Here is a 21,346-nt window from a genome sequence, read left to right as displayed (position 1 = left end):
TGATCTCTCTAGAACTGGACGGCGCCGCTGAGCGAAAAGCGATCGCTTGTCGGCAGGTGATCGTCGCGATGCTGGCGGCCCCATTCCAGCGTCAGGCTGGCGTTGGTCGCGTCACCCGCCAGCGCGGTGCCGACCTTAAGGCCAAGCCCGTATGACGCGCCGACGATGTTGGCCGTCTCGAGCGCGGTCGGCATTTCGAGATGCACCTGGCCGACAGCGCCGAACACGTAGGGAGACAACGAAACGATGCCGCCGGTGAACGGGACGTACCAGGGTGAGGACAGCTCGCCGCGCAGCACATAGCCGGAATCGCCCTGCAGCGCGCCGGCGTCGAAGCTCGACAGACCGTTCGCGCCGACCAGCCCGATCTGTTCGGACTGCAGCAGCGGCTTGCCAAACGAGGTCTGCGCGCGGGCGTAGAGATCGACGCCGAGATGGGCGGAAAGCGGCTGGCTGTAGCTGGCCGAGACCTCCAGTTTCTGGAAAGCGGCGTCGGCGCCCTGGCGCGACAGCGGCAGCAGCGGCGTCGCATCGGCGGCCGAGCGCGCGCCGAGCCCGTCAATGCCGAACGAGGCCACGACATTGCCGATGAAGACGCCGCCAAGCGGCGTGAACCAGGTGCCGTCGAGACCGAGCCGGGCAATGCGCAGCCGGTCCTCGGCGATCGGCAGCGAAATCGGCGTCACCGCGTCGAGCGTGTCGTTTTGCACGTCGAATGACAGTTCGGTGCTGATCGTAAGCGCGCGGCTGCGTATCCAGGGATAGCGAAGCCGCGCCGAATAACGCTCGAAAGCGCTGCCGAAGCCGAGCGTGCCGGGCTCGGCTGTCGGATTGGCCTGCGTGCGGCTGGCTTCCAGGTTGAGCGTCAGCCCGTCATAGCCGATCGGCACGACGATGCCGGCGGCATAGTTGCGATTGCGTGGGCCATCCGTGAACAGGCCGCTCTCGCCGCCATCGGGGTAGCCGCCGGCCCTGACATAGACGAGTTCGCCGAGGCCGAGCAATGAGTTGAAATCGACGCCGATGCCCGTAGACCAGCGCTGCAACGATGGCGATAGCGAGTTGTCCCCGGTCATTTGGCCGCCGATCGGGCGATATTTGCCGTCGATGACCAGCACGCTTGCGCCTTTGGCCGAGCCTGCCTGCAAGGTCGAGCGCAGCCGGGCGCCGGGCGTATCGCCAGCCAGCAGCAGCTTGCGTTCGATCGCCGACAGCTTGATGCTTTTCTGTCCAACGAGCGGCGCCAGCGTTGCCTCGACCCGCCCGCGTATGCGCTCGGGCAGATTGCTGGTGTCGATCCGTTCGAGAAAGCCATCGACGACGACCAGCCGGAGTCTTGCGCCGTCGTTGAGCTTCTGCGCCGGCAGCACCACCCGCACCAGCGCATAGCCGGCCCGTCCATATTCGGTTTCGAGTTTTCGCGCCGCGGCAAAGATTTCCGCCGCCGTCACCGTGCGGTGCGCAAGGCCGGCAACGATCTTGCGTGTTACGCCAGCCATGTCGGGCAAGCCGCCTTCGACGCTGACATCCCCGAGCTTGACCTTGAGCTTCCCGGCACCCGCCGGCGCTTCGAGGCCCACACCTTCGGGAATGGAAACACCTGCCGTGTTGGCTGCCGGCGGCGGCCGAAAGCTGGGCGGCGTGATCTGGCTGGCTGTCTGCGCGAATGCGCCGGCTTGAAGCCACAGGCACGCCGAGGCAACAAGCAGGATCAACCATCCCCCACGGGCTGCCAGCTCACCGAAAACTGGGTGACAGTCGTTATCCCTGCCAACCGCGATCTTGCTTGTATACTTCACTCAATCACTCGTCCTTCGAGGTAGAGTTCGGCAAAGCTTCGCCACCGCGCGAGATTTCATCGCTCGTTAATTGGCATCTGCTTTCGAACTCATTTCCGGGAAGGCGTGCCCCCGCCGCTCGGATGTCGCGGAAACTATGCCGCGCTCTGGTGAACGTCAATTCAACGGGCGGCCGTCCGGCTGACTATTATTGGGAGGGGTTTTCCAAGGCGTAGCAACCGGTTAGCGGACCCCACCATGAACCGGTCGTGGCCGGCCCCATGTTCGGGTTGGGCTTGCTCTTCGCATTCGGTGCCTCTGGACACAGCTGTCGAAGGCTGGAAAATGTGGACGCGACTCCGCTGTTGGAGTTAACTCGGAACATGAGGAGGAAGGCACTGAATCTGGAAGACATTGCCGGCCATCCGGCCCTGCATCGCTGTGTCCAGGCACAGTCGTTGGCGCTGATCGACATCTATGAAACGAGCCCGCGACTGGCTTCCATTTTCGCCACGCAGCAGCGTTGGCTGATGGGTCATGTCGGCCTTGCCATGCATTTCAGGCGCGATCCGCACGACCGCCGCAAGGAGCTGACGGTATCGCGTTTCATCGAGTTCGTACACCAGCACGCGGTGGCCAGCCGCAACACGGCGGACGCTTTCATCAAGGAGATGCTGCACTATCATGTCGCCGAGTATGTTTCGGGTGGCGACGGGCGCACGCACCCCTTGCAGCCAACGGCGGCAACCGTGCAGACTTTCACCGGCTGGGTCCTTGCTCATCTGCAGACGCTGGATCATCTCGATGGTGCCGACCGGCTGGCCAGGTTCCTGGAGCGGCCCGACATGGTTGCCAGGCTGCAGCCTCTGGTGGCGGACGGCCTGCTTGCCTCCAAGCCGGTGCGTGAGCCCAACCAGACCTTTTCCCTGTTCATCTGGCTCAACAATGGCGGCATCGTCATGGACTGGCTGATGTCGGGCATCGACCCCGATCATGCCGGCCTGGACCGGATTCCGACCAGCGTGGTTTCGATCGGAGATTTCGCCAGATGGCTCAAGCTGTCGCGGACCCACCTCGCCCGCAAGCTGCGCGCTGCCGAGGAACTCGGTAGCATCGGCTGGCTCGGCCAGCGCGGCCATTCGGTGATGTGGGTGTCGAACACCTTCTACCAGGAGTACATGACCGTCCAGGCCGCCAAGCTGGCCATTGTCGATGCGGCATTCGCCGCCTGTTTTCCAGTCCCGGAAGACCGCTGAGGGTCGGCGCGATCGACATCTGCCCGGACCGAGAACATTGTCTCCTGGCGATCATAACCTGTTATAGACAGGGCGCGTCTGGACACGGGCCGTGAAGGCTGAGAATGTGATCTGCGTCTTCGTGGCCGTAAGGCTGGATCGGAGCATGGGGGGAATGACGCAGACCTTTGACCATATTGCCGGTCACCCGGCATTGCATCGCTGTGTCCGTGCCCAGGCGCAGGCGATGATCCAGGCCTATGGGATGAACCCGAGGCTTGCCTCGATATTTGCCACCCAGCAGCGCTGGTTGATGGCGCATATCGGCCTTGCCCTGCATTTCAGACGGGAGCCCGATGACTACCGCAAGCTGTTGACGGCGGCGCGTTTCATCGACGTCATCCGGGAGAATTCCGTCGCCAGCCGCAACACCGCCGACGCCTTCCTCAAGGAGATGCTGCATTACAATTTCATCGAGCACCTGCCGGCAACACAGGACGGCCGCATCCGCCCCATTCAGCCAACGGTGAACACGCTGGAGACGGTTGCCGGCTGGATGATGGCGCACCTGCACACGCTGGACAGTCTCGACGGTGCGAACCGTCTGGCGACGTTTCTGGAGCGGCCCGATGCTCTCGCCAGGGTGCAGCCGCTGGTGGCCGACGGCCTGATCTCCTCCAGCCCCGTGCGCGAGCCCAGGCAGACCTTTTCGCTGTTCACCTGGCTCAACAATGGCGGCGTCGTCATGGACTGGCTGATATCGGGCGTCGATCCCGACCATGCCGGCCTCGCTGAAATACCGACCGGCGTCGTCTCGATCGGCGATTTCGCCAAATGGCTCAAGCTGTCGCGAACCCACCTGGCACGCAAACTGCGGGATGCTGAAGACCTCGGCAGCGTTGGCTGGCTTGGCCAGCGCGGCAATTCGGTGATGTGGGTGTCGGGCGATTTCTACCGGGAATACATGACCGCCCAGGCCGTCAAGCTGGCTATCATCGATGCCGCGTTCGTCAAGGCCTTCGACTCGCCGGCAGGCAGCTAACCGGTGCGGCATCCCCCGTGCGGGGATGCCCAAGCCGGCGAGCCTTTCAGTCGATATCGAACGACACGCCCTGGGCGAGCGGCAGCGCCTTGGAATAGTTCACCGTGTTTGTAGCGCGCCGCATATAGGCCTTCCATGCGTCGGAGCCGCTCTCGCGGCCGCCCCCGGTTTCCTTTTCGCCGCCAAAGGCACCGCCGATCTCGGCGCCCGAGGTACCGATGTTGACATTGGCAATGCCGCAATCCGATCCGTCGACACCCAGGAAACGCTCGGATTCCTGCAGGTCTCGGGTGAAGATCGACGAGGACAGGCCTGCCCCCACGGCATTGTGCTCGTCGAGCACCGCGTCGAAGTCCGAATATTTCATCACGTAGAGGATCGGCGCGAAGGTCTCTTCCGTCACCGGTGACACCTGGCTTGGCATTTCGACCAGCGCCGGGTGCACGTAGTACGCATCCGGATGGCCGTTCTCGACCCGCGTGCCGCCGGTCACCTTGCCGCCATGGGCAGCGGCTTCCTTCAGCGCCTTCTGCATGGCGTCGAAGGCCGCCTTGTCGATCAGCGGCCCGACCAGCGAGGAGGTCTCCAGCGGATTGCCGACAGACACACTCTCGTAAGCCTTCTTGAGGCGCGGAACCAAGGCGTCGTAGACGCTGTCATGCACGAACAGGCGCCGCAGCGTCGTGCAGCGCTGGCCGGCCGTGCCCATCGCTCCAAACGCAATCGCGCGCAGCGCCATGTCGAGATCGGCGGTCGGGCAGACGATGCCGGCATTGTTGCCGCCGAGTTCCAGCACCGCGCGCGCAAAGCGCTTGGCCAGCCGCGGGCCGACGTCGCGGCCCATGCGGGTCGAGCCGGTTGCCGAAACCAGCGGCACTTTGGGGTGATCGACCAGGATCTCGCCGACGGCGCGGTCGCCGATCAGCACCGGCGCCAGGCCATCAGGTGCGTCCGCGCCGAAGCGCTCGACCGCACGCTTGAAGATAGCCTCGCAGGCAAGTGCGGTCAGCGGCGTCTTTTCCGACGGCTTCCACACCACTGCGTCGCCGCAGACCAGTGCCAGGGCTGCATTCCACGACCACACGGCCACCGGGAAGTTGAAGGCGGAAATGACGCCGACGACGCCGAGCGGATGCCAGGTTTCCATCATCCGATGGCCCGGGCGCTCGGTGGCGATGGTCAGGCCGTACAATTGCCGGGAGAGGCCTACGGCGAAATCGCAGATGTCGATCATCTCCTGCACTTCGCCGAGCCCCTCGGACGGGATCTTGCCGACCTCGATCGAGACCAGCCGGCCAAGCTCGGCCTTGTGCGTACGCAGCTCCTCGCCGAGCAGCCGCACCAGTTCGCCACGCCGCGGGCCGGGCACCATGCGCCAGGCCTGGAAGGCCTTGTGCGCGGCATCGATGGTCTTAGCCGCTTCGGCCGGCGAGATCGTCCTCAGCGCCGCGATCTGCTCGCCCGTCACCGGGCTGCGCACGATCAGGTCGCCGCCGACAAGCGTCTCCTCGGCCACACCCAGTTTCGCCAGCAGTTCGGTCGTTTCCTTGCCTATCGTCATTCTTGTCCCTTTCATATCCCGTCGCTCATAATGCATGTCGCCAAAAGTGCCCCCGGTTTTGGAACAACGACATGCACAAAAGGCATGCCGGTCAAAGCCTGGCGCCATGCTGCCCGCGTGCACAAAGGCACCTCAGGCACGATCATCGCGTGGCATTACTCGTTTCAAGGGAAAATCACCACCCCGGCATGGTCTAAGCCCAAACTGCACGATTGAGCCAGATGGGGCAGATGGCGCTCAGTTTGCCTTCTTGGCCGGTGGGCGTACCGCACCGTCCCTGATCAGCCGGTCGATATGCATGCGGATATGAGCTGCTTCCGCCGCCGTGTTCGCAAGCGCTATGGCGCGGTCGAAGGCGACGCGCGCCTCGTCGCCCCGGTCGAGCTGCATCAAGAGGCCCCCCTTGAGGCCGAAAAAATGGAAATAGCCGGAAAGCCGTTCTTCCAGCGGCTCGATCATGGCCAGCGCCTCTGCCGGGCCACGCACCTTCGAGACCGCGACAGCCCGGTTGAGCGTGACCACCGGCGACGGCTGCATCTGCTCCAGCAAGCGATAGAGCAGGTCGATCTCGTTCCAGTCGGTATCCTCGGCTTTTTCGGCCCGCGCGTGCAGTGCGGCAATCGCCGCTTGCACCTGGTAGGGGCCGGGCTTGCGATGGCGTAGCGCCTTGTCGACCAGCGCCAGCCCCTCATCGATCATCTTGCGGCTCCACAGGCTGCGATCCTGGTCTTCGAGCAGCACGATCTCGCCGCTCTCGTCGAAACGGGCCGGTGCGCGCGCATGCTGCAGAAGCAACAGCGCCGTCAGCCCCATGATCTCCGGCTCGGTCTGGAACAACCGCAGCAGGAGCCGTGCCAGCCGGATCGCCTCCTCGCACAGCGGTGCGCGGGCCGGCGCCTCGCCGCTGTTGGTAGAATAGCCCTCGTTGAAGACCAAGTAGACCATGGCGGCGACGGCGGCGAGCCGTTCCGACCGCTCGACCGCGCCCGGCGTCTCGAACGGCACGCCGGCGTCCGCAATGCGCGCCTTGGCGCGAGTGATGCGCTGCTCCATGGCGCTTTCGCCAACCAGGAAGGCGCGCGCGATCTGCTTGACCGTAAGACCGGAGACGATGCGCAGCGCCACCGCGATCTGCTGCGTTGCCGGCAGATCAGGATGGCAGCAGATGAACAGCAGCCGCAATATGTCGTCGCGGTAGTGCGCCCCGTCCAGCCGCTCTGCGATATCGCTCTCGGCGTCCTCCAGATCCGAAACCTGGTCTTCCTCCGGCATCGGCGCCTGCTTGGCGCGCTTGCGCACCGCATCGATGCCGCTGTTGCGGCCGACGAAGATCAGCCACGCCGCCGGGTCGCGCGGCGGCCCGTTCTGCGGCCAGTTCTTCAGCGCCCTGAGGCACGCGTCCTGGAAAGCTTCCTCCGCCGTATCGAGATCGCGGAAATAACGCAGCAGCGCACCCATCGCCTGCGGGCGGGCGGCGCTGATCGCGGAGCTTATCCAGGCCATCTCGGTCATGCGGAAACCTTGGCGGGATTGAAGATCGAGACCGGCCGGATCTCATAGGAGCCGCCGCTCGGGTTGACTTCGGAAAGCTCGCGAGCGAACTCCACCGCCTCGTCGAGATCGGCGCATTCGAGCGTGTAGAAGCCGAGGAACTGTTCCTTGGTCTCGGCGAACGGCCCGTCGATGACGACCGATTCGCCCTTGACCTTTCTCAGGGTCGTCGCGGCGGTCGTCGGCAGAAGCCGTGCCACCGGGCCGAGCCGACCAGCCTTGGCGTACTTGTCCTGAACGTCGAGGAGATTGGCCATGACCTCATCGTCCTGTGCCTTGCTCCAGGAGCAGACGACATCTTCGGAGGCATAGCAGAGGATTGCGTAGAACATGGCTGGTCCTTTTCTCTGTCAAAGGACGAAACAGTAAGACCGATCCCGACACGACGTCGATAAAAAAATCCAGATGTGGACGGATTTGGCCACGGCCAGCCGCGCCGGTCAGCTTTCTCCCAGTTTCAGCCATCGCAGCACGAGAGCTTCCTCGTCATCGAGACCATCGATGGAGCGTTTGCGTTTGTTGGCTTGCGCCATTTCATTCAGCAACCGCCCTTCGGACCACGCTTCGAAGACCCGCGGATGGATATAGCATTTGCGGCAGACGGCACGCGTATTGCCCAGCCGCTCGGCAACCTTGTCGATGACGCTGTTCATCGCCCTGTTTCGCTGCGCCTGGCTTTGCGGCAGTTCCGTTTGGGCAAACAGCGACGCGGCGTGAATGGTGCCGCCCCAGGTGCGGAAATGCTTCGAACTGAAGGCGTCACCGACCGCCTCACGGATATAGCGGTTGACGTCCTCGGAGCGGACCGGCCGCCTGTTGCCATCCTCATCGAGATACTGGAACAGCTTCTGGCCTGGCAGGTCCTGCGCGCCGCGCACAATCCTGGCGATGCGGCGGTCGACCAGCTTCAGCTTCCACTCCTTGCCCGACTTGCCCTTGAAGGCAAAGCGCAGGCTTGAACCGACAATATCCACATGCCGGTCGCGCAACGTGGTCAGCCCGAAACTCTTGTTGTCGCGGGCGTAGGCGGCATTGCCGACGCGGATCATCGTGTTGTCGAGCAGCCAGACGACCGCGGCGACGACACGCTCGAACGGCAGGCCACGACGGCGCAGATCGCTGTCGATCCTGTGCCGCAGGTCCGGCAGGCTCTCGGCGAAAGCAACCAGGCTCGAATATTTGGCACCATCGCGCTCTTCGGCCCATTGCGGATGATAGCGATATTGCTTGCGTCCGCGCTGGTCCCTGCCGGTTGCCTGGATATGGCCGTCCGCGTCCGGCGAAATCCACACATCCGTCCAGGCCGGCGGAATGACGATCGCCTCGATGCGGGCCCTAGTAGTGGCCGAAACTGTTCCTCCGTCCGGTCCCTTGTAGGAGAACCCCTTGCCTGTTTTCAGCCGCCGGATACCGGGCTCGGCATCACTGACATAGCTAAGCGACGCATGGTCGGCCGAGCTTTGTGCCCCGTTTTTGGGCGCACCATCTGGCGATACAGCGTCCTCGCCAGCCGGTCGGCTGGGCGACAATCCGGATTTTTGCAACATGTCGGCTCCACGCGAATTCCGTAGATAAGCCACTGGCCGACCCCTGGTTCCACCCGCCGTCCGAAAAGCGCCTCGCGCCGATATCGCGCTGGCCGGCGCCTACAGAGCGCCTTGCAGCTTGATCGGCGGCGCCGACAAACGCCGCCGCGCCGCGAGCTTGAACCTGTAGCGCAGGCAGCGCCAAGCTTCTGATCGCCGCTTCGGCGCGGCCGCGGCTACCGCCAGGAAGCGCGCCGCGGTGCCCAGATCACCGCGCGCATAGTGGACCCGGGCGATCTTGAGGGCGACAAGCCCTTCCCTGGCCTTGAGCGCCGACAACGGGATGTTGCAGTCGGTGAGTGTGCGCAGTTCCCGGCGCCAGTCCAGAAAGCGCCGCACCGGGTTGAGGGCAAAGCGGTCATCGGAACGTACCGGCGAAACCTCATAGACCATGACAGGTTGCGAGACCATGGCGAGCGATGCCTTGCTCATCAGCCGTGCCCAGAACAGCGTGTCCTCGTCATAGGCCATTCCGATGGGAACCGCGTCTCGCCGATCAGGGTCCGCGATGCCAGAACGCTGCCCACGGCGACCGAACGTATGTCGCCTTTCACATAGGCCGAGGCATTTGCCAGGCACGCAGCCTGATAGCCGTTCGGCATCTTGATCTGCCGGTCCTGGCCGTTCACCCGTCGCCGGTAGGCACCCACGATCATGTCGGCCTCCGGCTGCTCCCGGGCCTTGCGGAGCAGTGCGCGCAACCCGCCCCGCAGATGCAGGTCGTCGGCATCGATCAGGTAGACCCAGGAATAGACCGCTTCGGCCAGCGCCAAATTGCGGGCACCGCCTGCATCGCGGCATTTGGCCGACAGCACGCGCAGCGGCAACGAGAGTTGTGCCGCGGCCTCCCGCGCGATGGTTGCCGTGCCATCGGTCGACGCATCGTCGACCAGCAATATCTCGCCGATGATCTCGGCCTCGCTGCGTAGCGATGCCAGCGTTGCAGCAATGGTCGCCGCCGCGTTACAGGCAGGAATGACGACGCTGATTGCTCTCAATTACAAAACCTCGCGCCATGCGCTTGAGGATACAACTACCGTCACCCCGAAACGAATACAGACTAGCGGCCGCATCGGTATTTGAGAAGCAGTCTTGTCCATCCCGAATTGCGGCGCAAATACCGCTGCGTGTACGACCTACTTCAGGCTCTTTCGAGCACGACCGGAATGACGTCGACAGCTTGCTCGCCAACCTGTCCCCCCGTGGTCTTGAGCACGCCGACGATCGGCGCCACGTCCGAATAGTCGCGGCCGTGGCCGACGGTGATATGGTCGTTGCTGGCCCGCATGCCGTTGGTCGGATCGAATTCCTGCCAGCCCGCATCGCGCCCGCACCAGACCTTGACCCAGGCATGCATGGCATCGGCGCCTTCCAGCCGGGGCTTGCCCTTCGGCGGGATGGTGCGCAAGAAGCCGCTGACATAGCCGGCCGGAATACCGAGCCCGCGCAGGCCGGCGATCATGATGTGTGAAAAGTCCTGGCAGACGCCGCGCTTCAACTTGAAGGCATCACTGGCCCGGGTCCGCACCGTTGTCGCTTCGCCGTCATAGGTGAAATCGCGATGGATGCGATTGCACAGGCTCACGGCCGTGCCGGCGGCAGAGCCGGCGATGCTGTCGCGTGCGTAAGCGGTGATCGCATCGTCGATGCCGGCATGGGTGCTGGCCGTCAGGAAGTGGTGCGGTGCATCAGGTGCCAGAGACCGCATCGCGGCGAGCTCCTGCCTCAGCCGGGCGATATCGGGCGACACGTCGAGCCCGGGCTCGGGCCGAGACACCGACACGCGGGCGCTCATCCTGATGTCGAGCGCGTCATGCGCGTCGCGAAAGGCGATCGAGGTGACGTTGTTGCCGAAGAAATCGGAAAAGTCGGAACGTTCGTTGGGTGCCGGCGCAAAGGACAGGGATGCGGCGATGACACGCTGCACGCCTGATATCGTCGACGGCAGTACGCGCACCTGATGACGACCGCCGCCGGCCGCCGCAGCGTAATCGTAATGCAGATGAAGCCTGATGTCGTAGAGCATGTTCTATTTTTCTGCCTTTGCGCAGGTTCTTGTCGCAAAACCGTGCGACACTTTTGCGGAACCTGCTTAGCCGAAATAGGCTTTGGCGAGGCTGTTGTAGAGGCCGCCGATTTCAAAGGCGAGGTCGTCCAGCGCCTTTGCCGTCATATCCGAAGGCTCCTTGATGGCGATCTGGGTGTTGAGCTGCAGGATTTCCTTCGCCGCCGGCGACATTTGCCCCTCCCCGCCGAGCGACGGCAACAGGCCGATTTCGGCCTTCAGCCTTTCAAGTTGGAACAGGATGGAGCGCGGGTTAAGCGGATCGAGCGCCAGCAGGTCGATCACCGTGCGCCGACCGGCCTGCACCGGATATTGGCGGCGATGGGTCATCACGCTGTCGCCGATCTCCAGCATCATATCGAGCGCGCCGTCCGGCGCCTTGGCGCTGGTCAGCCGCGCCAGCGTGCGGGAGATCTGGATACCGCGCTCCAGCCGGCGGCCGATCTCGAGGAAGCGCCAACCGGCGAAGCGGTACATGTTCTCGTGCAGCAGGCCGGAAAAGCCGGCGAGCTTGCGCAGGATGACCGTCATCGCCCGGGTCGCGTCGTCGCCGGGCGCGACCGTCGTTGCGAACTGATGGATGGTTTTCGACAGGTCCTTCAGCGCCAGCCAGCCATCGGGCGAGAAGCGGTCGCGGATCTGCCCGGCGCTGTAGACCGCACTATCCAGCGTGCCGATCAGCCCTGACGGGATCGCCGTCTCCACATCGATGCCGAAAGGTTCGAGATAATCCCTGATGTCGGCGAGCAGCGGCATATCCGGGTCGGAGGTTTCGGCGAGCCGCACATGGTAGGCGCGCAGGATGCGCACCGTGTCTTCCGAGCGCTCGATATAGCGGCCGAGCCAGGTCAGGTTCTCCGCCGCGCGACTGGGCAGGCTGCCGGGCCTGGTGCGGCTGAAACTGTCGCCTTCCTGCGGCAGCAGCGTCTCGCGCTCCACCGGTTTGTCGCTGACAACCCAGACATCCGCCGCCTGGCCGCCACGCTGCATGGCGATCGCCGTCGGGTCGAGCGACAGGCCGATACGGGCAAAACCGCCCGGCATCACCGTCCAGCCTTCCGGCGTTCGCGCCAGGTAGACGCGCAGGCTGGCTGGCCGCGGCTCCAGCCAGCCGCCGACATAGACGGGCGTCGTCGAAAGCGTCACCGCTTCCTGGCCGACGAAATCGCCGCCATCACGTTCAATGCGCGCCACCAGTTCCGCCCGCTCCCCGGCCGACAGAGCCGAGCCTAGCTTCGTTGAATCGTCGTCCTCAAAGGCAAGCCTCGTCGACAGCGCCGGCCCGATCACCATGCGATCGATGTTGGCCAGCACATGGGTGCGTTCGGTTGCTTGCCCGCACCACCATGTCGCGACGCTTGGCAGCAGCAATTCCTCGCCCCGCAAGGCCCGTGAAATCTTGGGCAGGAAGGCAAGCAGCGCGCGCGTCTCCATCAGGCCGGAGCCCAGCGCGTTGACGGCAGCAACCGCGCCCTGGCGTATCGCCTCGACCAGGCCCGGCGTGCCGATCTGCGAATCCGCGCGCAGTTCGAGCGGATCGGCGAAGGCGGCGTCGAGCCGCCGCCACAACACGCTGATCGGCATCAGGCCGGAAACTGTGCGCACCATCAGCCGGCTGCCGGAGACGGTCAAATCCTCGCCTTCGAGCAGCATGATGCCGAGGTAGCGGGCGATGTAGGCGTGCTCGTAATAAGTTTCGTTGAGCGGCCCCGGCGTCAGGATGGCGACGCGGCCGTCGGTTTCCTTGGCCATGCCGATCAGCGCGTCGCGAAAACGGCGGAAAAAGCCGGCAAGGCGGTGCACATGCATCTCGCCATAGATGTCGGACAGCGCGCGTGTGGTGGCGACGCGGTTTTCCAGTGCGAAACCGGCGCCGGACGGCGCCTGCGTGCGATCGCCCAGCACCCACCATCGGCCATCAGGCCCGCGGCCGAGTTCGAAGGCGCAGAAATGAAGGAAGTGGCCGCCGGCCGGCCTGGTGCCGACGACAGGCCGCAAATATTCCGGGCTGGCGGCGATCAATCCCGCCGGCAGGATGCCTTTCTCGACCAGCCGGTTCGGCCCGTAGATATCGGCGATGGTTTCCTCGAACAGGTCGGCGCGCTGCACGAGGCCGGCGCTGATCGCCGCCCACTCGCTCTCCTCGATGAGAACCGGGACATGCGCCAGCGGCCATTCGCGCTCATTGGCACCGGCCTTGTCATAGACGCGGTAATAGACGCCGGCATCGCGCAGATACTGGTCGGCGCGGGCAAAGCGCTGGCCGAGCTTTTCAGCGCCAAGTTCCTCGAGCGCCTCGACAAAATGCTTCCAGGCCGGGCGAGGATTGCCTGACGCATCGACCATCTCGTCGACGACGCCGTCGATCGGCTGGTAGTGCTCCAGCAGGCTGTGGGTCTGCGGCTTGCCGCGTCCCCTCTTGTGATTCCCCTTTGCCATCGCTGATCAGAGTCTTGCCGGCCGCCGAAGGTCAAGGGTCATCGGGAAATCTTCCGCCGGTTGTTCTTCACGGATCACATAGGCGGATGGCGTATGGCCGCGCGGTTCGAAACGGGCGAGCCGCCGAGCTTCCGCCTCGTTGCCATTGACCGGAAAGGTGTCGTAATTGCGCCCGCCGGGATGGGCGACATGGTAGACGCAGCCGCCGACCGCACGTCCCGACCAGCGGTCATAGATGTCGAAGACCAGCGGCGTGTTGACCGGCAGTGCCGGATGCAGGCCCGATGCCGGCTGCCAGGCCTTGAAGCGGACACCCGCCACCGCCACTTCGCGATTGTCAGTGACCTTCATCGGCACGATGCGGCCGTTGCAGACGATCGCGTGGCGCTCCGGATTCAACCCTTCGGTCTTGACCTGCAGCCGTTCGACCGAGGAATCGACGAAACGCACGGTGCCGCCGATCGCGCCTTGCTCGCCCATGACATGCCAGGGTTCGAGCGCCTGCCGCAGTTCCAGCTTGATGCCGGCATGCTGAACCTGACCGCAGAACGGGAAGCGGAATTCGAGCTGGGCGTCGAACCATTCGGGCCTGAATTCGAAGCCGTTGAGCTTGAGGTCGTCGAGCACGTCGAGGAAATCGGCCCAGACATAATGCGGCAGCATGAAGCGATCATGCAGCGACGTGCCCCAGCGCACGAAGCGGCCATCGAGCGGGCTCTTCCACGCGCGGGCAATGATCGCCCTGACAAGCAGTTGCTGCGCGAGGCTCATGCGCGCATTGGGCGGCATCTCAAAACCGCGGAATTCAACCAGTCCCAGCCGACCGGTCGGTCCGTCCGGCGAAAACAGTTTGTCGATGCAGATTTCCGAACGATGCGTATTGCCGGTGACGTCGGTCAACAAATTGCGGAACAGCCGGTCGACCAGCCATGGCAAGGGTGCGTTGCCCCGGTCCGGATGCGGTACCTGCGCCATCGCGATCTCAAGCTCGTAGAGCGAGTCGTGACGCGCCTCGTCGAAGCGTGGCGCCTGACTGGTCGGCCCGATGAACAGGCCGGAGAACAGATAGGACAGCGACGGATGGCGCTGCCATTGCAGCACCAGGCTCTTCAGCAGGTCCGGCCTTCGCAGGAACGGGCTGTCATTGGGTGTCGCACCGCCGACCACGACATGGTTGCCGCCGCCGGTGCCGGTGTGGCGGCCGTCAATCATGAACTTGTCGGCGCCAAGCCGTGTCTGCCGCGCTTCCTCATAGATCGCCGTCGTCGTCGCCACGCAATCCTGCCAGTTGGAAGCAGGATGGATGTTGACCTCGATGACGCCGGGATCAGGCGCGACGCGGATGACGTTGAGGCGCGGATCGTGAGGCGGGCCGTAGCCCTCGATATGCACGGGAAGGCCGATCGCCTTCGCCGCGTTCTCGGCCGCAGCGACCAGTTCGAGATAGTCTTCCAGCGCCTCGACCGGCGGCATGAATACGCAAAGCCGCCCATCGCGCGGCTCGACCGAAAGCGCGGTGCGCACCGCGCCGCCGATCTCGGTGATCTCCTGCTCGACCCGGTCCTGCTGGCCGGTCGCAGCGGTGAACGATGCCGCTTGCTGGCGGCGCGCCATCTCGTCGGCACCTTCCAGTTCAGCCGGAGCCGCCGAGGGCAGAATGGCTTCACGCGCGGGCAGCGGTCCGCGTGGCAGCGACGGATCGACCGGCACGATGTAGGGGAATTGCTCCGGCGGCACATAGGGCAACGTGCCGAGTGGCAGGCGGTAGCCGACGGGTGAATCGCCGGGTACCAGGAACAGCCGGCCGCGCCGCGTCTTCCATTTTTCCGAGCGCCAGCGCGGATCCGATGCCTGGCTGTTCCAACGCTGGACAGGGAGCACATAGCCGGACGGTTTGGTCAGCCCGCGTTCGAACACTTTCGCCATGCGGCTGCGTTCTTCCGGATCCTCCAGCCTGGAGTTGGACGGATCGACATTGTCGGGCAGCTTGCCTTCCTTGAGCAGCCATTCGGCCGGATCCTCATAGGCTTCGCTGACCATGGTCTTGTCGATGCCGAGTTCGCCGGCAATCGCGGTGAGCAGGCTTTCGGCCTGCTTCGGGCCGATATCGGCCTCGCTCTTTTCGCGTGCGATCAGGGACGGATCGCTCCACACTGGCTGGCCGTCGGCACGCCAGTAGAGCGAAAAGGTCCAGCGCGGCAGGCTTTCGCCCGGATACCATTTGCCCTGGCCGTAGTGGAGAAAGCCGCCGGGCGCGAAACGCTCGCGCAGTTTACGGATCAGTTCGTCCGCCTTTTCGCGCTTGGTGGGACCGACGGCGGCGGTGTTCCACTCGGCCGACTCGAAATCGTCGATCGACACGAAGGTCGGCTCGCCGCCCATGGTGAGCCGCACGTCCCCGGCCGCGAGAGCGGCATCGACCTTGTTGCCCAACGCATCGAGAGCCTGCCAGCTTTCGTCCGAGAACGGCTTGGTGATGCGCGGATGTTCGGCGATGCGGTCGACCCGCATCTCGAAGCCGAATTCGACATTGGCGAAGCTTGCCAAGCCGGAAATGGGAGCCGCGTTGCGGAAATGCGGCGTCGCCGCCAGCGGCACATGGCTTTCGCCGGTGAGCAGGCCAGAGGTCGGATCGAAGCCGATCCAGCCGGCGCCGGGAAGATAGACCTCGCACCAGGCATGCAGATCGGTGAAGTCTATCGCCGTTCCCGGCGGACCGTCGAGTGTTACCAGATCGGGCTTCAGCTGGACCAGGTAGCCGGAAACGAAGCGCGCGGCGATGCCGAGGTTGCGTAGGATCTGCACCAGCAGCCAGCTCGAATCCCGGCACGACCCTTTTTTCGCGGCCAAGGTCTCTTCCGGCGAGAACACGCCGGTTTCCATCCGCACGATATAGGCGATCTCGCGCTGCAGCCGAGCATTGAGGTCGACGAGGAAATTGACGGTATTGGGGGCGCTGCGATCAATGGTGTTCAGCAGCGCCGACAGCAGCGGTCCCGCCGGTTCCGGCGTGCGATAGATGGCGAGATCGTCGCGGATTTCTTCCGGATACTCGAATGGAAACGCCTCGGCCGACGGCTCGACGAAGAAATCGAACGGATTGTAGACCGTCATGTCGGCGACGAGGTCGACCTCGATCTTCAACTCCGTCACCGGCTCCGGAAACACGAAGCGGGCTAGGAAGTTGCCGTAGGGGTCCTGCTGCAGATTGACGAAGTGGTTGGCCGGCTCGACCTTGAGCGAATGGCTCAGCACCTTGGTGCGGGAATGCGGCGCCGGCTGCAGCCTGATGATCTGGGGCCCGAGAACCACCGGCCGGTCGTACTTGTAGTGGGTCAGGTGGTAGACAGCTGCCAGAATTGCCATGGAGCCCCGGAATTCAGCGTTTCAAACGATTTCGCTGAACCCTGACACATCTGGCGACCATTCTCCAAGCAGAGATGTTGCGGTGCACCTAATTTAAGCAACGGTTGCCGGCTCAGAAAAACGCCTGTATCCCCGTCTGCGCCCGTCCCAGGATCAGCGCATGCACGTCATGCGTGCCTTCATAGGTGTTGACCGTCTCCAGGTTCTGCGCGTGGCGCATGACGTGGTAGCCGATCTGGATACCGTTGCCGCCATGCATGTCGCGGGCCTGGCGGGCGATGTCGAGCGCCTTGCCGCAATTGTTGCGCTTGACGATCGAGATCATTTCCGGCGCCATCTTGCCTTCATCCAGCAGTCGCCCGACGCGCAAGGATGCCTGCAGCCCAAGCGCGATCTCGGTCTGCATATCCGCCAGCTTCTTCTGGTAGAGCTGCGTGCCGGCCAGCGGCTTGCCGAACTGCTTGCGATCGAGACCGTATTGGCGGGCGCGGTGCCAGCAATCCTCGGCGGCGCCCATCGAGCCCCAGGAAATGCCGAAGCGAGCCCGGTTGAGGCAGCCGAACGGTCCGCCAAGGCCTTTTGCGTTGGGCAGCAGCGCGTCTTCGCCGACCTCGACGCCTTCCATCACCACCTCGCCGGTGATCGACGCCCTCAGCGACAGCTTGCCGCCGATCTTCGGCGCCGAAAGCCCCTTCATGCCCTTTTCCAGCACGAAGCCACGGATCTCGTCCTTGCCGTTCTCGCCCTTCAGCTTCGCCCAGACAACGAACACGTCGGCGACCGGCGCGTTGGAAATCCACATCTTCGAACCGGACAGCTTGTAGCCGTTGGCTGTCCTCTCGGCGCGTGTCTTCATGCCGCCCGGGTCGGAGCCGGCATCCGGCTCGGTCAGGCCAAAACAGCCGATCCACTCGCCGCTGGCAAGCTTGGGCAGGTACTTCCTGCGCTGTTCGTCCGAGCCATAGGCGTAGATCGGATACATCACCAGCGACGACTGCACTGACATCACCGAGCGATAACCCGAGTCGACACGTTCGACTTCCCGCGCGACCAGCCCATAGGTGACGTAGTTCGCGCCAAGCCCGCCGAATTCCTCGGGGATGTTGATGCCGAGCAGGCCGGCCTCGCCCATTTCGCGGAAGATCGCGGTATCGAAAGTTTCGTTGAGGTAGGCGTCCTCGATCCGCGGCGCCAGTCTGTCGGCGGCGAAGGCGGCCGCGCCGTCGCGCACCATGCGCTCGTCTTCCGAAAGCTGGCCCTCGATCAGGAACGGATCTTCCCAGACGAATGCGTTCTTGTCGGCGGCCATCGCGTTTCTCCCAAACCAATGCATGTCGCTCAAAACGATGACATGTCATGAAGCAAAATGTTGGCCCGTTCTATCGGCCTGCGCCTCGAAAAAATCAAACGAAATTGATTCACCGATCAATGAGCTCTAGGAATGGGTCATGAGTGTCCAACGCCGCCTTTTGCCCAACATAAGCGCCCTTGCCGCCTTCGAGGCTGTGGCCCGGCTGGGCAGTTTCACCGCTGCCGCCCAGGAGCTCGATTTGACCCAGGGCGCAGTCAGCCGGCAGATCAGATCGCTTGAAGACCAATTCGGCCGCCGGCTGTTCGAACGCGACAGCCGCAATGTCAGGCTGTCGACATCGGGCGAAATCTACGCCGAGGCGGTGCGTTCAGCACTTGGCCAGTTGCGTGACGCAGCCCTTGGATTGATGAGCAATCGGCATAGCGGCATCCTGAACCTGGCTATTCTGCCGACCTTCGGCACGCGCTGGCTGATGCCGATGATCCCCGATTTCGTAGAAAACAATCCCGATATCACCATCAACTTCGTCACCCGCGTCGGCCGCTTCGACTTCGCCAGGGAGAGGCTGGATGCCGCCATCCACTACGGCTTGCCGGACTGGCCCGAGGCCGACTCGACACTGTTGGTGCGCGAAACCGTGGCGCCGGTCGTGTCGCCCGAATTCCTCGCCGGCCGCGCCATCGCCTCACCGGCCGATATCGGCCGCCTGCCGCTGCTGCACATGGCGACGCGTCCTGGCGCCTGGACCGAATGGTTCGAGCATCAGGGCCTGAGCGCGCCGACCGGACCGGGCATGCAGTTCGAGCAGTTCGGCACCGCCGCCCAGGCCTGCATGGCGGGGCTCGGCGTGGCGCTGCTGCCGCTGATCCTCATTGCAGGCGAACTGCAGCGCGGCCAGCTGGTGCCGGCGCCAGGCCGGCCCATGCAAAGCCGCAGCGCCTACTATCTCGTCGTCCCACACGACAAGCGCGGCCATCCGCCAGTCGCCAGTTTTCGCGACTGGCTGCTGGGCCAGGTCGAGAAGGAGCCGGCCGTTCTGGCGTGGTAGCTACTTTCGCTTCAGCGCATCCGCCAAGGCAGCACCGAATGCGCCTTGCTGTGCCGGCCGCTCCGGCTGACGTTGCTGCGGTGCCGGCGAACGTGGTGCCGGCCTGCCGCCACCATTGTCGCGTGGCCCGCCACGCGGTGCGCCACCCTCGCCGCCATCCTTGCGCATGGAAAGCGCGATGCGCTTGCGCTTGATGTCGACGTCGACGACCCGCACCTTGACCACATCGCCGGCCTTGACCACCTCATGCGCGTCCTTGATGAACCGGTCGGCCAGTTGCGAGACATGCACCAGCCCGTCCTGATGCACTCCGATATCGACAAAGGCGCCGAAGGCGGCCACATTGGTGACCGTGCCTTCGAGCAGCATGCCGGGCTTCAGATCCTTGATGTCGTCGATGCCGTCGGCGAAGGTCGCCGTCTTGAAGCCCGGGCGCGGGTCGCGGCCCGGTTTTTCCAGCTCCGCCAGGATGTCGCGCACCGTCGGCAGGCCGAAACGCTCGTCGACGAAGACGCGCGGGTCGAGTGCCTTCAGCGCGGCACTATCGCCCATCAACGACCGCACATCGCGCCCGCAGGCGGCGACGATCTTCTTCGCCACGCCGTAAGCTTCCGGATGCACAGAGGAGGCATCGAGCGGTTCGCTGCCATTGGCAATGCGCAGGAAACCGGCGGATTGTTCGAAGGCCCGAGGTCCGAGCCGCGGCACCTTGAGCAGATCTTTCCGGCTGGCGAAGGGCCCGGTCGCATCGCGATGGGCGACGATCGCGTCGGCCAGAGACGCGCCGAGACCTGAAACGCGCGCCAGCAGTGGCGCCGAGGCGGTGTTGAGATCGACGCCGACGGCGTTGACCGCGTCTTCCACCACCGCCTCCAACGAGCGGCCGAGACGGTACTGGTCGACATCATGCTGGTACTGGCCGACGCCGATCGATTTGGGCTCGATCTTGACCAGTTCTGCCAGCGGATCCTGCAGCCGCCGGGCAATCGAGACGGCACCGCGCAACGACACGTCGAGGCCGGGGAATTCCGCCGCCGCCGTCGCCGATGCCGAATAGACCGAGGCGCCGGCCTCGCTGACGATCACCTTCAGGGGCTTCGGACCACCATCCGCCGGCATGTCGGACAGCATGTCGGCGACCAGCTTTTCCGTCTCGCGGCTGCCGGTGCCGTTGCCGATCGAAATCAGCTCGACCTTGTGCAGCCGGATGAGCTTGGCGAGCTCCGCCTGCGTGCCGCGCACATCATTCCTGGGCGGGAACGGGTAGACGGTCGTCGTGGTCAGCACCTTGCCAGTGCCGTCGACCACCGCCACCTTGACGCCGGTGCGGATGCCGGGGTCGAGCCCCATAGTGGCGCGCGAACCGGCGGGCGCCGCCAGCAGCAAATCCTTGAGGTTACGGGCGAACACATGGATCGCCTCTTCCTCGGCCCGCTCGCGCAGGTCGCGCATCAAATCGAGAGTCAGGTGCAGCGACAGTTTTATCCGCCAGGTCCAGCCCGCCACCTCCATCAGCCAGCGGTCACCCGGCAGGCTGCCTCCGATGGCATAGGCATTGGCGATCATCCGCTCGACCGGCTTCACCGGCGACGTATCATCGGCATCGACCTCGATGTCGAGCGAAAGCACCTCCTCGTTGCGGCCACGCAGCATCGCCAGCGCGCGATGGCTCGGCACATTTGCCCAGCGCTCGACATGGTCGAAATAGTCGGAGAATTTCGCACCAGCTTCCTGCTTGCCGTCGACCACCCTGGCGCGCATGAAGGCGCGCTCCTTCATGTAGCTGCGCAATTTTCCGACCAGATCGGCATTCTCGGCGAATTGTTCCGACAGGATGTCGCGCGCCCCTTCGAGCGCTGCCTTGGTATCGGCCACCTCTTCGCTGACATAGGCCAGTGCCAGTTCGGCAGGCACCAATGAGCGGTTCGCCAAGATGGCTTCGGCCAGCGGCCCCAGCCCGCGCTCCCTGGCGATCTCGGCCTTGGTCCGGCGCTTGGGCTTGTAGGGCAGGTAGATGTCCTCAAGTTCCGCCTTGGTGCTGGCGGCGACGATCTTGCCTTCAAGCTCCTCGGTCAGCTTGCCCTGTTCGCGGATCGAGCCAAGGATGCTGTCGCGGCGCGCATCGAGCTCACGCAGATAGGCAAGGCGTTCGGCAAGATCGCGCAATTGCGTGTCGTCGAGCCCGCCGGTGACTTCCTTGCGGTAGCGCGCCACGAACGGCACTGTCGCGCCCTCATCGAGCAGTTCAATCGCCGCGGCCGCCTGTTCGGGCCGCGCGCTGATCTCGGCCGCGATGATGGCTGCAATGCGCTTGATGTCGGATGCCATGTCGTACCTGCTCTCGTCCAAAGAGCGGCGACCAT

15 protein-coding genes are annotated in these 21,346 nt (G+C 64.4%); 3 read left to right on the top strand and 12 right to left on the bottom strand.

Features of this window, described 5'->3' with window-relative positions:
- Positions 1-8: 8 nt before the first annotated feature.
- Entirely contained in the window at positions 9-1,715 is a 1,707-nt protein-coding gene (locus NP945_RS03080) for a ShlB/FhaC/HecB family hemolysin secretion/activation protein (RefSeq protein ID WP_256745538.1), read from the bottom strand.
- Positions 1,716-2,161: 446 nt separating this feature from the next.
- Between NP945_RS03080 and NP945_RS03075 the strand changes: the two genes are divergently transcribed.
- Complete coding sequence (locus tag NP945_RS03075; protein WP_256745537.1) at positions 2,162-3,034, top strand: hypothetical protein; 873 nt, start codon at positions 2,162-2,164, stop codon at positions 3,032-3,034.
- Positions 3,035-3,188: 154 nt separating this feature from the next.
- The gene (locus tag NP945_RS03070) at positions 3,189-4,055 is read left to right on the top strand and encodes a hypothetical protein (RefSeq protein ID WP_256745536.1); all 867 of its coding nucleotides are present in this window, start codon (positions 3,189-3,191) and stop codon (positions 4,053-4,055) included.
- Between the two features lie 46 nt (positions 4,056-4,101).
- On the opposite strand, the gene NP945_RS03065 is transcribed toward NP945_RS03070, so the two are convergent.
- From NP945_RS03065 to NP945_RS03020, 10 genes are all read right to left on the bottom strand, one after another.
- Positions 4,102-5,616, bottom strand: coding sequence for an aldehyde dehydrogenase family protein (locus tag NP945_RS03065; RefSeq protein WP_256745535.1), 1,515 nt, complete (start codon positions 5,614-5,616; stop codon positions 4,102-4,104).
- A gap of 237 nt (positions 5,617-5,853) precedes the next feature.
- On the bottom strand, positions 5,854-7,128 hold the full coding sequence (locus NP945_RS03060; protein ID WP_127270094.1) for an RNA polymerase sigma factor: 1,275 nt from the start codon (positions 7,126-7,128) through the stop codon (positions 5,854-5,856).
- Positions 7,125-7,499, bottom strand: a complete 375-nt coding sequence (locus NP945_RS03055; protein WP_256745534.1) for a YciI family protein — start codon at positions 7,497-7,499, stop codon at positions 7,125-7,127. The genes NP945_RS03060 and NP945_RS03055 overlap by 4 nt, the downstream gene beginning before the upstream one ends.
- A 108-nt stretch (positions 7,500-7,607) precedes the next feature.
- On the bottom strand, positions 7,608-8,714 hold the full coding sequence (locus tag NP945_RS03050) for a DNA topoisomerase IB (RefSeq protein WP_127395691.1): 1,107 nt from the start codon (positions 8,712-8,714) through the stop codon (positions 7,608-7,610).
- A 99-nt stretch (positions 8,715-8,813) separates the two neighbouring features.
- Positions 8,814-9,224, bottom strand: coding sequence for a hypothetical protein (locus tag NP945_RS03045; RefSeq protein ID WP_256745533.1), 411 nt, complete (start codon positions 9,222-9,224; stop codon positions 8,814-8,816).
- Positions 9,185-9,751: a glycosyltransferase family A protein gene (locus NP945_RS03040; RefSeq protein WP_256745532.1), complete on the bottom strand. Its 567-nt coding sequence runs from the start codon at positions 9,749-9,751 to the stop codon at positions 9,185-9,187. Before NP945_RS03040 ends, NP945_RS03045 begins: the two co-directional genes overlap by 40 nt.
- Before the next feature lie 143 nt (positions 9,752-9,894).
- Positions 9,895-10,779, bottom strand: a complete 885-nt coding sequence (locus NP945_RS03035) for a transglutaminase family protein (RefSeq protein WP_127270501.1) — start codon at positions 10,777-10,779, stop codon at positions 9,895-9,897.
- A 66-nt stretch (positions 10,780-10,845) separates the two neighbouring features.
- The gene (locus tag NP945_RS03030; protein WP_256745531.1) at positions 10,846-13,257 is read right to left on the bottom strand and encodes a circularly permuted type 2 ATP-grasp protein; all 2,412 of its coding nucleotides are present in this window, start codon (positions 13,255-13,257) and stop codon (positions 10,846-10,848) included.
- Between the two features lie 6 nt (positions 13,258-13,263).
- Complete coding sequence (locus NP945_RS03025) at positions 13,264-16,623, bottom strand: DUF2126 domain-containing protein (RefSeq protein ID WP_256745530.1); 3,360 nt, start codon at positions 16,621-16,623, stop codon at positions 13,264-13,266.
- A gap of 112 nt (positions 16,624-16,735) precedes the next feature.
- On the bottom strand, positions 16,736-17,932 hold the full coding sequence (locus NP945_RS03020; protein ID WP_256745529.1) for an acyl-CoA dehydrogenase: 1,197 nt from the start codon (positions 17,930-17,932) through the stop codon (positions 16,736-16,738).
- A gap of 139 nt (positions 17,933-18,071) precedes the next feature.
- Here NP945_RS03020 and NP945_RS03015 point away from each other — a divergent pair, with 139 nt between their 5' ends.
- A complete protein-coding gene (locus NP945_RS03015) occupies positions 18,072-18,983 on the top strand; it encodes a LysR family transcriptional regulator (RefSeq protein WP_127326690.1) in 912 nt (303 codons plus the stop codon).
- Here NP945_RS03015 and NP945_RS03010 read toward each other — a convergent pair whose 3' ends face one another.
- Entirely contained in the window at positions 18,984-21,311 is a 2,328-nt protein-coding gene (locus NP945_RS03010; protein ID WP_127271550.1) for a Tex family protein, read from the bottom strand.
- Positions 21,312-21,346 lie beyond the last annotated feature (35 nt).

The organism is Mesorhizobium sp. LMG17149 (genome assembly GCF_024518695.1).
Classification (GTDB): domain Bacteria; phylum Pseudomonadota; class Alphaproteobacteria; order Rhizobiales; family Rhizobiaceae; genus Mesorhizobium.
This window is presented reverse-complemented; position numbering and strand designations above follow the sequence as displayed.